Origin of the sequence: Bifidobacterium sp. SO4 (assembly GCF_018555355.1) — a bacterium.
GTDB classification, from domain to species: domain Bacteria; phylum Actinomycetota; class Actinomycetes; order Actinomycetales; family Bifidobacteriaceae; genus Bifidobacterium; species Bifidobacterium miconisargentati.
In genome coordinates, this window is record NZ_JAFEJP010000014.1 from 18,180 (window position 1) to 31,373 (window position 13,194).

The window sequence follows — 13,194 nt, forward strand, 5'->3', positions numbered from 1 at the left end:
GCCGCCGTCGTCGCGGATGCGGGACGGCGGCCGTGCGGATCGTGTGCGGGGTCGGGACGGTGCGGTCGGCCGGTTATGCGGCCGTGGAGGAGCCTTCGTCGGACGGGTCGTCGTCCGCATCGGCGTTCCGCTGGTTCTGCTTGCCGAGGCCGAGCACATCGAACACGTCGAAGTCGTCGGGGCCGATCTTGTCGTCGTCCTGTTCGGTGTCCGCATCGGCATTGTCATCGGCATCGTCCTGGGTGCCGTTGTCCGGTTCGACCACGAGCTGGTGAATGCTCATGGCCTGCGCCATGGTGGGGCTGGCGTGTTCGGCGAGCATGGTGCGCGCGTCACCGGCGGTCACGAAGCTGCCGCAGATGAGCACGCCGTGACCGTAGCCCACGCCGAGCTCGTCCTCGGCGTCGACCATGTTGACGGCGGTCTGGATGGCGTCCGGCAGATTCGCCTCCTTGACCACGCGGTCGCGGCCGAACACCTCCACGGCGATATTCTCCAGCTCGTCGGCAGGCATCACGCGGTCACGCCAGGAGTTCTCGGTCACCACCACGGAACTCAGGATCGGCTCCAGCACGCCGAGGTATTCCTCGACCTGCTTGTCGCGCATCATGGCCACCACGCCGACCAGCTGCTTGAAGTCGTAGCTTTCCTCGATGGCCTTGCGCAGGGCCTCGGCGGCGTTCACGTTGTGGCCGCCGTCCAGGATGATGGTGGGCGAGGTACGGATCTGCTCGATACGGCCGGGGATGCGGACCGAGCTCAGCGCCTCGGCCACCAGATCGCCGTCCAGCGGGCCGTTGACCGGGATCACCACTTCGGCGGCGGCGAGCGCGGCGAGCGCGTTGTGGGCCTGGTGTTCGCCGAACTTGGCGATCGGCACGCCCTCGTAGGTGCCGTTCGGGGTGGTGAGCGTGGCGACCTGGCCTCCGACGGCGGCCATGCGGTCGGAAACGGTCATCTCGTAGCCGTCGCGCACGAGCGTGGCGTGGTTGCGTGCGGTGGCCTCCTCGATGATCGGCATCACGGCCTCCTCATGCGGCTGCGGGCCGATGACGGCGGTGCAACCGGGCTTGATGATGCCGACCTTTTCGCCCGCGATCTTCTCGACCGTGTCGCCCAGCCACTGCATGTGATCCATGTCCACCGGGCCGATGATGGCGGCGTCGGCATTGAGCACGTTGGTGGCGTCCCAAGCGCCGCCCATGCCGACCTCGACGATGGCCACGTCCACCGGCGCGTCGGCGAACTTCCAGATGGCCATGGCGGTGAGGACCTCGAAGAAGCTCATCTTCGGCTTGCCCTGTTCGGCCATCTTGGCGTCCACGAGGGCCACGAGGTCTTTGGTCTGGTCCCAGATGTCGATGAAATCGTCGTCGGAGAGCTGCTGGCCGTCGATGCAGATGCGCTCGTTGACCTTCTCCAGATGCGGTGAGGTGTACAGGCCTGTGCGCATGCCGTAGGCGCGGCAGATGGCCTCGGCCATGCGGGCGGTGGAGCCTTTGCCGTTGGTGCCGGTGATGTGGATCACGCGGAACGACTGCTCCGGGTGGCCCAGCAGGTCGAGCATCAGGTTCATGCGGTCCAGGTCGAGGTTGGTGGTGTTATGTTCCGGCGGGCGGCTCATGATGTCCAGCTCGACGTCCCGGATCGTCTCGTTGTTCCTGTTCGGATGCTCGAATGACATGTACTTTGTCTCCCTCCGCGGCCGGCGGTGGTTTCCGCGGGCCTCATACGCTTCATACACAAACTTCCACCAGTCTAGCCATCGGGGTGCCGAGGCGGCCGTTGCGCTGGTCCACCGGAGGCCTCTCCGCGGCGGCAGCCCGCCAAAGACCGGCTCCACGGCTTCGCTCACGGCGATTGCGTGGCTTAGCATAAACGACATATCGCATCCTTCAGCAGGATATTGCCCCGCACCTCCCGAGAGCGCAGCCGGAAGACCAACAACTGTTTCGCCCGCCTCACTGAGAGCATTGTATGAAGCCGAATTGCCGCCATTTGCACCGCAAACCACGCTGAATCAAGCCCCAGCGAAGCCGTGTCGCGGACTGCTGGCAGAACGACTTCAACATCCGCCATCAGCGAAGTCTCAAAGCCAGTTATATTGTTCCCGACTTCCCTGGTTCGCACTCAGCGAAGTCATACGGGCACGGGGAGAAATTCCTCCATCGGCGGCATGCATAATTGCCCCGCAAATCACGGTCTGCAAATCCCATCGATCCGTATTCATGGCAACGGCATCCGCACAACGAAGACAGCATGCCAGTCGCCTGCACTACGGCTTCGTATCGGTGATGCGACCTGCTCATATTATGGCCACAAACGTCTGTCCAACGCCCCGGCCTCTGCCTCGCGCAGTCGAAAAACCACACCGCGACGCAATCACGTCGCATAGCAGAACACACAAATCGCCATGTCGGACATCCGTTCGACATCATGTGCCGCAACGGCCACATACGGCATCCCATTGTGGACTACGACGATCACTATCCACCTTTTGCGTGACCCAGCCGATTCGGCATCATCACCGGTCTTCGCCAGTATCAGTCGGCATCGCCCATAAGCTGGAACCACAACCTCCATCCGCCAAGCAGTCCCGATGAATCCTCCAATACCCTGGACGGCATGAAGACACACAAAGCCGTGGCATCCCTCCTGCAACAAGCACAGTCCGAACAACGATGCGCCTATTCCCGCGTTCCCGCCGAGCAGTTGGCGATGCAACGTCGAGCCAAAACAGGCGAACTCATTCATGCCTACCGGGGCGTACCGAGCCTGTATGTGCCAAGCGGATACTGGAACGATTTGACGCCTCCCGAACGCACCCTGCATATCGCCAAAGCCTTGGGCCTAGCCCATCCGCAATGGGTGTTCGGCGGCCTTACGGCGGCGTGCGCCTATGGCTTCGAGCATCAATGGTGCTTGCACGATGACTCGGTATCCATCATGACGGCGAATCACGGATCACGACAACAGCACCATCAGCTGAAGCGCATCTACATGCCGGATGCGCGATCGACCGCCTCCAAGGATCCGAGTACCGGATTGCTGTTGGCCTCCCCGGCGCACACGGTCATCGAATGCGCGCGAACATATGATTTTCGCTTCGCATTGCCCATCTTCGATTCGGCGTTCGCCAAAGGACTCACCGTCGAACAGGTAACCACCGCATGCGGGCGAATGCGTGCCGATTTCCTCCCCATCTTCAGACTGCTACGCCACGTCAACCCGAAAAGCGAGAACGGTGGCGAATCATTCGCACGGGGAACGATGATCGAAGAGGGCTTTGCTTCACCTCGTATCCAGGTGCCGGTCAGGGATCCCCAAACCGGTGCCGACTACCGTGTCGATTTCGTATGGCGACTCGATGGCGGTCGCGTGGTGGTTGCCGAATATGACGGCACACGCAAATATGTGGATCCGGCCATGACCGGCAACCGCGGCATTCAGGAGATGATCGCCAAGGAACGCGAACGGGATGCCGGGTTGCAGCGTGCCGGCGCTTCCGAAGTTGTTCATTTCACTTATGAGGATGCAATGGAACGCACTCCGTTGACGATGAAACTCCTTCGTGCGGGAATTCCGCAGACCGCCAATCGGAAGGGTCAATCGGGCGAAGGCGCGACATCGCATCCCGTTTCATAGCGAGTACTGCGCCGATGACGCGACCAGCGCCGATTACTGTGGAGGATGTCGGACAATCAGCGTATCCGGGGAGGCATGTATGCCGTTGACAGTGGTACGACGGGACATCACCACGATGAAGGTGGATGCCATCGTGAACGCGGCGAACACCCGGCTGCTCATGGGAGGCGGCGTGTGCGGGGCGATCTTCCGGGCGGCCGGCGCGCGACGCATGCAGGAGGCCTGCGACCGGCTCTCCCCAATCCGTACCGGCCAGGCCGTGGCCACGCCCGGCTTCGACCTGCCCGCCCGGTATGTGATCCATACCGCCGGCCCCGTCTGGCAGGGGCGGCTCGCACGACGAGGAACGACTGCTGCGCGCCTGCTACCGCAATTCGCTGGAACTCGCGCGATCACTCGGCTGCGTCAGCATCGCGTTCCCGCTCATCTCCGCCGGCATCTACGGCTATCCGAAGGCCGAAGCCCAGGCCGTGGCGATTGATGAAATCGACCGGTTCCTCGACGGCGATATCTCCGCAGGCGGCTTGGCAGGTGACGGTTTCAACGTCTACCTCACCATTTTCGATTAGCGACGCAATCCCGCGGGACTGTATGCCCTACCCTCCCGACGGACTACTATGAGAGCGGTAACATTTCGGATTCTTCGCAAGGAGTGTCAATGGGTGAGGTCATCACCGAGAAGGACAAGGAATACGAGGCCGAGGAGCAGGCGAGCGCCCCGGGCAGCGATCAGGCCATGAGCGACCGTGTGAACAACCGTTCGCTGCGTCCGAGGTCGGAAGCGTTCAAGGAGTTCATGAAGTCCGGCTGGGCCGATGACGAGCCCGCCATCGCGCCGCTGGAATCCTCCAAGTTCACTCCTGCCCGCATCGCCGCGCTGGGCAAGGCCTTCCCCGGCGAGCGCCTGGTGATTCCGGCCGGTCAGCCGAAGGTACGCAATAACGATTGCGATTACATGTTCCGCCCGGACACCGTCTTCGCCTATTACACCGGTCTCGGCGTGGACTATGAGGCCGGTGCCGTGCTGGTGCTCAACCCCGTCGACCCGGATTCCCCCGAGGCCAAGGCCGGTCAGACCCATACGCCCGAACTGTTCGTGGCCCCGCGCGCCGATAACTCCACCACGGACTTCTTCATGAACCCGCATTACGGCGAGTACTGGGTCGGCCCGCGCGCCGGACTCAAGGAAATGACCGCCATGACCGGCATCGAAACGCACGATATCGCACAGCTGGCCGATGCTCTGTCCAAGGATGTCGGCACCGAGGCCGGTGCCGTCCGCGTGCGCGTGATGCACGAGACCGATCCGCAGATCACCTCCCTGGTCGAGTCGATTCGAGAGGCGAACGGCGCGACCGATCCCGACAAGAACTCCGCCGCGGACGACAAGCTGCACGAGTTCACGTCCGAGGCCCGCATGGTCAAGGATTCCTATGAAATCGGCGAGATGCGCAAGGCCGTGAACGCCACCAAGCAGGGCTTCGACCGTCTGCTGTCCGCCCTGCCCGCCGCACTGGACAAGCCGCGTTCCGAGCGCATTCTCGAAGGCGCGTTCAACGCGGTCTCCCGCGAGCTGGGCAACGCCGTCGGATACGACTCCATCGTGGCCTCCGGTCCGCACGCCCCCATCCTGCATTGGATGCGCAACACCGGCGTGGTGAAGACCGGCGACATGCTGCTCGTGGACGCCGGCGTGGAGGTCGATTCCCTCTACACGGCGGACATCACCCGAACCTTCCCGACCAACGGCAAGTTCACCGATCTGCAGAAGCGCCTGTACCAGGCCGTGCTGGATTCCCAGCAGGCCGGTTTCGAGGCAGCCAAGCCGGGTGCCACGTATTCCGACATCCATCACGCCTGCATGCGCGTGATCGCCGAGCGTTTGCACGACTGGGGCCTGCTGCCGGTGAGCGTCGAGGAGTCCCTCTCCCCCGAGGGCCAACAGCATCGCCGTTGGCTGGCCTGCGGCGTGGCCCATCATCTGGGTCTGGACGTGCATGATTGCGCGCAGGCTCGTTTCGAGGCGTATCAGGGCGCGCCGATTCGTCCGGGCATGATCTTCACCATCGAGCCGGGCCTGTACTTCCGCGAGGACGACCTGCTCATTCCGCCGGAGTACCGCGGTATCGGCATCCGCATCGAGGACGACGTGCTCATGACCGAGAACGGCCCCGAATGGATCTCCGCCGGCATTCCGAAGCAGATCGATGAGGTCGAAGCGTGGATGCGGAGCCGTAAAGCGGTCAGTCCGGTGGACTGACCGTAGGCGACGCCGAACGCCGAAGGCGTGAGGAAACATGGCGGCGCGCGTAGCGCTCCCTATTACGCCGCTGCCAATAAGTAATCATCCTCGGGCTCCCCTCAGTCAGCTTCGCTGACAGCTCGTCCTGCAACCAACGACGAACTCCGTTCGCGTCCTACTGGCTCGGCTGTCGCCTCGCACATTGCCTACAAACAGCTCTGCTGTTTGCTTCACGGCAATGTCCTGACGAGGGGAGCCTTTTTATATATAGAAAGGCGAATACCATGCCAACTCCGGAATTCGTGCTCGAATTGCGTAAGAAAATCGGCCAAGCTGAGCCGTTAAGCGGACAGTCCACTGGACTGTCCGTAGGCGAAGTGAGCGACTGCGCAGGCAGTCGCGAAGGATCATGGCCGAACGAAAGGTAACAACATGCCAACACCCGAATTCGTACTCGAATTGCGTAAGAAAATCGGCCATGATCTGCTGTGGCTCAACGGCGTGACCGGCTGCGTGCTCAATGACCGCGGCCAGTTGCTGCTGGGCCGTCGCTCGGACACCGGCGAATGGGCAATGGTCTATGGCATCAATGAGCCGGGCGAGCAGCCTGCGGACACGGTGGTACGCGAGATCAAGGAGGAGACGGGCGTGGACGCCATCGTCACCGATCTGGTGGCCGTCACCTCGTCCGACAGGGTCATCACCTATGCGAACGGCGACAACACGATGTACATGGATCATTCGTTCCTGTGCGCCCTGAAGCCGGGCGGCAACGCCGAGCCGTTCGTGGGTGACGAGGAGAGCCTCAACGTGGGCTGGTTCGACCTGGACGCGCTCCCCCAGCCGCTGGCCGCGAGCACCGTGGAACGGTTGGAGCTGTTCCGCCGGTACATCGAGAACAAGAAGCGCGGCGATGCGCATGCGTTCTTCCGGTTCGACGGGGAACAGTACTGAGCCATGAAAAAACGCCATGTCAATTAAAAAAGACATGGCGCTTTTTCATGGCTCCCCTTGTCAGGGGAGCTGTCGAGCGGAGTGAGACTGAGGGGTAGTCAGACGAGATGACGATAAGGTCTGGCTACCCCTCAGTCGGCTTCGCCGACAGCTCGTCCTGCAATCAACGACGAACTCCGTTCGCAGCCTACTGTGGCTCGGCTGTCGCCTCGCACATTGCCTACAAACGGCACCGCCGTTTGCTTCACGGCAATGTCCCGACAAGGGGAGCCATGAGCGGTGCTTTACGCCTCGGCGGCGAGCAGCTCGTGCAACTGGGCACGATGAATCTGCTGTTCGCGCGGGTCGGGCACGGGCAGGGAGGCCAGCAGCTTCTTGGTGTACGGATCCTCCGGGCGCTGCATGATCTGGTCGGCGTCGCCGTGTTCGACGATCTTGCCCTTGTGCATCACCATGATGCGGTCGGCGAGCATGTCCACCACAGCAAGGTCATGGGTGATGAACAGGCATGCGAACCCGATCTCCACCTGCAGCCGCTTGAACAGCTCCAGCACCTTGGCCTGCACGGACACGTCCAGAGCCGACGTGGGCTCATCGGCGATGAGCAGCGAGGGCTTCAATGCGAGCCCGCGCGCCAAGGAGGCGCGCTGGCGCTGGCCGCCGGACAGCTCGTGCGGGAAGCGGTTCATGTAGGCGCGCGGCAGCTGGACCATCTCCAGCAGGTCGCCCACGTAATCCTTGGCCTCGGCCACGGAGCCGTACTTGCGGTGCACGATCAGCGGCTCGGCCACGTTCTCCGCGATGGTCATGAGCGGGTTGAACGAGGATCCCGGATCCTGGAACACGAAGCCGATATCCGCGCGCTTGGGCTTGAAATCACGCTCCTTGACGCCGTTCATCTCGATGCCGAGCACGTTGAGCGAGCCGCCGGAGACCTTCTGCAGGCCCGCGATGGCGCGGCCCGTGGTGGACTTGCCGGAACCGGACTCGCCCACGAGTCCCAGCACTTCGGAGCGGTGGATGGTGAAGTCGATGCCGTCCACGGCCTTGAAGTCGGGCTGCATGAGGTGGCCGGGGTACGTGATGGTCAGTCCCTTGGCCTCCACGGCCACCGGCTGCTCGCGCCAGTCGGCCTTGCGCTCGATCGGCTTGCCTTCGCGGTCGCGCACCACGAGCTTCTGGCCGATGCGTGGCACGGCGCCCAGCAACCGTTTGGTGTAGTCGTCCTGCGGATGGTAGAAGACCTGTTCCACGGTGCCCTGCTCGACCACATGGCCGCGGTACATGACCACCACCTGGTCGGCGATGTCCGCGATCACGCCCATGTTGTGGGTGATGATGAGCACGGAGGCGTCGAACTCGTCGCGGGCGAGGCGCAGCAGGTCGAGGATCTCGGCCTGCACGGTCACGTCCAACGCGGTGGTCGGCTCGTCGGCGAGGATCAGGCCGGGGTTCAGCACGAGCGCCATGGCGATGACGATGCGCTGCTTCTGGCCGCCGGAGAACTGGTGCGGATAGTAGTCCACGCGCGTTTCGGCGTCCGGGATGCCGACCTTCTTCAGGATGTCGATGGCCTTGGCGCGCAGGGCCTTCTTGTCCTTCAAGCCATGGGCGCGCAGGCCCTCCTCGATCTGCCAACCGATCGTGTAGACCGGATTCAGCACCGAGTTCGGCTCCTGGAACACCATGGCGGCCTCGGAGCCGCGCACCTGGCGCAGCTGCTCGCCGGAGAGCGAAAGCACGTCCAGCGAATCGGAGCCGTCACGCTTGGACAGGTAGACGGCGCCCGAGGTGGTGGCGGTTTCAGGCAGCAGCTTGATGATGGAGCGTGCGGTCACGGATTTGCCGGAACCGGACTCACCCACCACGCCGACCACGGTCTTGCGCGGAATCGTGAAGTTCACGTCCTCGACGGCCTTGATGGAGCCGGCGTCGGTCATGAAGGAAACGGACAGATCCTTGATTTCGGCGAGGTTCTTGTTTTCGTTGGTGTTCTCGGTCATCTTCACTCCTTGCCTTCGCCGTTCGCGGCCGTCCTGTCTTCGCCGGTCCATTCGGAGGCCACGATGGCCGGGTCATGGTCGGTGACGGTGGCGGGCGGGTTCAGGGTCGAGTCGAGTTCAGCGATCACCTCGTTGCGGGCGGACGGCTTCTCGTTCGGATCCACGGAGGTGTCCTCGATGGAGCCGACCACCTCGCCGGCGGACTTGCGTGCGCGCAGACGCGGGTCGGCGAGGTCGTTGAGCGACTCGCCCACGAGCGTGATGCCGAGCACGATGAGCACGATGGCCAAGCCCGGGAACACGGCGGTCCACCAGATGCCTGCGGTCACGTCCGCGACCGAACGGTTGAGGTCGTAGCCCCATTCGGAGGCGGCGGTCGGTTCGATGCCAAAGCCCAGGAAGCCCAGTCCGGCGAGCGTCAGGATGGCCTCGGAGGAGTTGAGCGTCAGGATCACCGGCAGGGTGCGGGTGGAGTTCTTGAGCAGGTGCTTGGTCATGATGCGCCACGTGGAGGCGCCCACCACCTTGGCGGATTCGACGTACGCCGAGTTCTTGATGCGCACCACTTCGGCGCGGATCGTGCGGAAGTACTGCGGGATGTAGACCACGGTGATGGAGATGCCGGAGGCCAGGATGCCGCTCCACAGGCCGGACTGGCCACCGGAGATCATGATGGCCATGAGGATGGCGAGCAGCAGCGAGGGGAACGAGTAGATGGCGTCGGCGATCACCACGAGCACGCGGTCCACCCAGCCGCCGAAGTAACCGGAGACCAGACCCAGCAGCACGCCGGCGAAGATGGAGAGGACCACGGCGATGACGATGGCGATGATGGCGGTGCGCGCGCCCCAGATGGTGCGGCTGAATACGTCGTAGCCGCCCACGGTGGTGCCCCAGATGTGTTCGGCGCTGGGTGCGGACTGGGTCGGGAAGGATACACCGGAGTCGTCCTTCATCTGCGCGTAGCCGTACGGCGCGATGAGCGGGGCGAACAGGGCGAGCAGGATGAAGAACACGGTGATCACCAGACCGGTGACGAGCATGCCCTTCTGCCAGCCGACCGCGATCTTCAGGTCGCGCACGATGGCGATCTTCTCCCACCATGGGGTGGGCTTGTTGACGTTGAGATTGTTCAGGCGCTCGTCGCCGGGCACGCCGACTTTGGTTGCGGTGCTTTCGGTCATGTCAGTACCTCACTCTCGGGTCGATCAGGGCGCTGATCACGTCCACGATGAAGTTCACCACGGCCACGATGATGGCGATGAGGATCACGATGCCCTGCACTGCCACGAAGTCGCGGGCCTTCAAGTAGTTGGACAGCATGAAGCCCAGGCCCTTCCATTCGAACGTGGTTTCGGTGAGCACCGCGCCGGCCAGCATCATGGCGATCTGCATGCCCATCACGGTGATGATCGGGATGAGGGCCGGACGCCAGGCGTGCTTGTCGAGCAGGCGCTTCTCGGAGACGCCGCGGGAACGGGCGGCCTCCACGTAGCCGGAGGTGTAGGTGGAGATCACGTTGGTGCGCACGAGGCGGATGAACACGCCCGCGGTCAGCAGGCCCAGGGCGAGGGCCGGCAGCACCGCGTGGCGCAGCACGTCCACGAGCACGGTCACGTCGCCGAGCTGCAGGGCGTCGATGATGTAGAAGCCGGTGGGCGAGACGAGCCGCTGGAACTGCATTTCGCTGGACAGGTCGGAGCGGCCGGACGGCGGCAGGATGTTGAGCCAAACGGCGAAGATGAGCTTCAGCACGAGGCCGAGGAAGAACACCGGGGTGGCGTAGCACAGGATGGCGAACACGCGGATGCCGGCGTCGGCGGCACGGTCGCGGTATTTGGCGGCCAGACGGCCCAGACCGATGCCCACGATGAGCGCGACGATCAGGCTCAGGAACGCGAGCTCGAACGTGGCCGCGCCGTAGCGGGTGAGGATGGTGATGACGGGCTGGTTGTCGGTGAGCGTAGTGCCCAAATCGCCATGCAGCAGACCGCCGAGATAGTCGAGGTACTGCACGATGAGCGGCCGGTCATAGCCGGCGGCGTGGATGCGGCGCTGCAGCTCATCCGGGGTGAGGCGTCCACCCAAGGCGGCGGAGATGGGGTCGCCGGTGGCGCGCATCACGAAGAACACGATGGTGACGAGAATGAAGACGGTGGGGATGATCAGCAGGAACCTCGTCAGCACGAAGCGGAAGAACCCACCCGAGAGACGGTTCTTCTTCGGCTTCTTCGTCGCCGATGAGGTCGCGGAGGCCGCTGTGGCGTTGTCTGACACGCGATGCTCCTTTGTTTCTAATTACGGGTCTTGAGACGGATTGGCTCCCCTCCTTGTTTCGGAGGGGAGCCAATCATTGCCGGGTGGACGTTACTTGGTCACCGAGGCGTAGCGGAAGCGGAACGAGGCATCGAGCGTGACGCCCTTGACGTTCGCGCCGGTGACGGCCACCTGCGCGCCCTGCAGCAGCGGGATCGTGGAAAGATCCTCGGTCTCGAGCTTCTGGATCTGCTTGAGGATCTCCTCACGGGCGGAGGCGTCCTTCTCGCCGGCCTGCTTGACGATGAGGTCGTTGACCTCCTTGTTGGAGTAGGCGTTGTTGACGAAGTTGCCGTCGCGGAAGAACGGGGACAGGTAGTTGTCCGGGTCGGAGTAATCCGGGAACCAGCCGAGCTGGTAGACCGGGTAGGAACCGTCGGAATCGTCGGTCACGTTGCGTTCCTTGTTGTACTGCGTCCATTCGGTGGACTGCAGGTCGACCTTGAACAGGCCGCCCTCCTCGAGCTGGGTCTTGATGGCCGCGTACTCGTCGGCGGAGGAGGAACCGTAATGGTCGTTGTTGTACTGGAGCTTCAGGTCGACCGGGGTCTTGACGCCGGCGTCCTCGAGCACCTTCTTGGCCTTCTCGGCGCTGGGTTTGCCGTTGCCGTCGCCATAGGCGGACTTCAGCGTGTCCTCGTGGCCGGCCAGGCCGTCCGGGATGAAGGAGTACATCGGGGTGTAGGTGCCCTTGTAGACCTTGGTGCTCAGCTCCTCGCGGTCGATCAGGTTGGCGACTGCCTGGCGCACGGCCTTGGCCTTGGCGGCGTCGGCGTCCGGCTGGGATTCGCCATAGGGCTGAATCTTGAAGTTGAAGGCGAGGAAGCGCTCCTCACCGCCCGGTCCCTTGACGACCTTGACCTTGGAGTCCTTGGACAGGTCCTCGATGTCGGTCGGGCTCAGGGAGCGGTAGGCCACGTCCACCTGGCCCTGCTGCACGGCGAGCTTGAGGTTGGAGGCGTCCGCGAAGTACTTGACCTGCACGGCGGTGTTCTTGGCCGGGGTCAGGCCCTGGTAGGAGTCGTTCTTGGCGTAGGCGGCGGACTCGTTGAGCTTGAACGCGGTGAGCTTGTACGGGCCGGCGAAGGCGTTCTTGGACACGATGGTGTCGGCGTCGGTCAGCTTGTCGGCGGAGAAGGAGTCCTCGTCCACGATCGGGCCGGCCGGGCTGGAGAGCACCTGCTTCAGGGTCACGTCGAAGGGCACGGAATCCTTGAAGACCACGGTGGTGTCGTCCTTGGCGGTGACGGACTCGATGTTGGCCAGCAGCGAGCTCGGGCCGTTCTCGTCGTTGATCTTCTTGATGCGGTCGAAGGAGAACTTGACGTCGGAGGCTGTCAGGTCGTTGCCGTTGGCGAACTTCAGACCGTCCTTGAGCTTGACGGTGAACTCGGTGCCGTCGTCGTTCCAGGTGCCGTCGTCGGCGGCGATGTCCGGGCTCAGCTCGGAGGTGTTGTAGTCCTGGGCGTACAGGAACGGGAAGATGTTGATCTGCACGGCGTAGGAGCCGTTGTCGTAGGAGCCGGCGGGGTCGACGCTGGTGATCTTGTCGGTGGTGCCGATGGTGATGGCGTTGGAGCCAGAGGCAGCGGTGCCACCGTCGTCCTTCACGCCGCCGCAGGCGGTCAGTGAGACGACGGCGGCTGCGGATGCGACCACGGCCAGAATCTTCTTGGAATTCACGAGAATCCTCTCTCTAAACTGTTCCATGCCATTGCGTGGTATGGATTACCGCTGACTATGGTGCCGGTTTGTTACCCGCGCGTTTCCATGTACGCTGGCCGGATGATGCTTGTGGCGTGGAAGGCCAGTGTTTATGCGGTGTTGAGCAGTATCGCGGATATGACGGCGTCTTTTGCGCACGTGATCGAATGGTGAGATAAATAGGTCTGTATTCCATTATGCGGACATCGGCGGGCCGTTGGCGGGCTGACGGCCAGCCAGGGCGTTCGACATTCGCGCATGGTTCGTCAACCAGCGATTGTTAATGTTGGTTACATAAATCAAAACGGCCATTTTGCAACGCTCAGAGGT

The 13,194-nt window shown here is 63.2% G+C and carries 8 protein-coding genes and 1 pseudogene; 4 read left to right on the forward strand and 5 right to left on the reverse strand.

The window, feature by feature from the left end; translation table 11 throughout:
• Positions 1-73: 73 nt before the first annotated feature.
• Positions 74-1,684 carry a folylpolyglutamate synthase/dihydrofolate synthase family protein gene (locus JS536_RS09220; protein ID WP_240544349.1) on the reverse strand — a complete coding sequence of 537 codons (1,611 nt, stop codon included), beginning with the start codon at positions 1,682-1,684 and terminating at the stop codon, positions 74-76.
• 941 nt (positions 1,685-2,625) lie between these two features.
• Here JS536_RS09220 and JS536_RS09225 point away from each other — a divergent pair.
• The 4 genes and pseudogenes from JS536_RS09225 (at position 2,626) to JS536_RS09240 (ending at position 6,841) form a co-directional block, all read left to right on the forward strand.
• Complete coding sequence (locus tag JS536_RS09225) at positions 2,626-3,645, forward strand: hypothetical protein (RefSeq protein WP_240544350.1); 1,020 nt, start codon at positions 2,626-2,628, stop codon at positions 3,643-3,645.
• Between the two features lie 160 nt (positions 3,646-3,805).
• Positions 3,806-3,907: pseudogene (locus JS536_RS12040) on the forward strand (macro domain-containing protein); the annotation flags it as partial.
• A gap of 396 nt (positions 3,908-4,303) precedes the next feature.
• Positions 4,304-5,905: an aminopeptidase P family protein gene (locus JS536_RS09235; protein WP_214356703.1), complete on the forward strand. Its 1,602-nt coding sequence runs from the start codon at positions 4,304-4,306 to the stop codon at positions 5,903-5,905.
• 414 nt (positions 5,906-6,319) lie between these two features.
• Positions 6,320-6,841: an NUDIX domain-containing protein gene (locus tag JS536_RS09240; RefSeq protein ID WP_214356704.1), complete on the forward strand. Its 522-nt coding sequence runs from the start codon at positions 6,320-6,322 to the stop codon at positions 6,839-6,841.
• A 284-nt stretch (positions 6,842-7,125) separates the two neighbouring features.
• Here JS536_RS09240 and JS536_RS09245 read toward each other — a convergent pair whose 3' ends face one another.
• The 4 genes from JS536_RS09245 to JS536_RS09260 form a co-directional block, all read right to left on the reverse strand.
• Positions 7,126-8,844, reverse strand: coding sequence for an ABC transporter ATP-binding protein (locus tag JS536_RS09245; RefSeq protein ID WP_214304099.1), 1,719 nt, complete (start codon positions 8,842-8,844; stop codon positions 7,126-7,128).
• Between the two features lie 2 nt (positions 8,845-8,846).
• A complete protein-coding gene (locus JS536_RS09250; RefSeq protein WP_214356705.1) occupies positions 8,847-10,028 on the reverse strand; it encodes an ABC transporter permease in 1,182 nt (393 codons plus the stop codon).
• Position 10,029: 1 nt separating this feature from the next.
• Positions 10,030-11,121, reverse strand: coding sequence for an ABC transporter permease subunit (locus JS536_RS09255; protein ID WP_214356706.1), 1,092 nt, complete (start codon positions 11,119-11,121; stop codon positions 10,030-10,032).
• A gap of 90 nt (positions 11,122-11,211) precedes the next feature.
• Entirely contained in the window at positions 11,212-12,843 is a 1,632-nt protein-coding gene (locus JS536_RS09260) for an ABC transporter substrate-binding protein (RefSeq protein WP_214356707.1), read from the reverse strand.
• Positions 12,844-13,194 lie beyond the last annotated feature (351 nt).

Bases quoted from the DNA above. Each gene is read 5' to 3' on its own strand.
- JS536_RS09220 (WP_240544349.1), bottom strand. From the start codon at position 1,684: ATGTCATTCGAGCATCCGAACAGGAACAACGAGACGATCCGGGACGTC.
- JS536_RS09225 (WP_240544350.1), top strand. From the start codon at position 2,626: ATGAAGACACACAAAGCCGTGGCATCCCTCCTGCAACAAGCACAGTCC.
- JS536_RS09235 (WP_214356703.1), top strand. From the start codon at position 4,304: ATGGGTGAGGTCATCACCGAGAAGGACAAGGAATACGAGGCCGAGGAG.
- JS536_RS09240 (WP_214356704.1), top strand. From the start codon at position 6,320: ATGCCAACACCCGAATTCGTACTCGAATTGCGTAAGAAAATCGGCCAT.
- JS536_RS09245 (WP_214304099.1), bottom strand. From the start codon at position 8,844: ATGACCGAGAACACCAACGAAAACAAGAACCTCGCCGAAATCAAGGAT.
- JS536_RS09250 (WP_214356705.1), bottom strand. From the start codon at position 10,028: ATGACCGAAAGCACCGCAACCAAAGTCGGCGTGCCCGGCGACGAGCGC.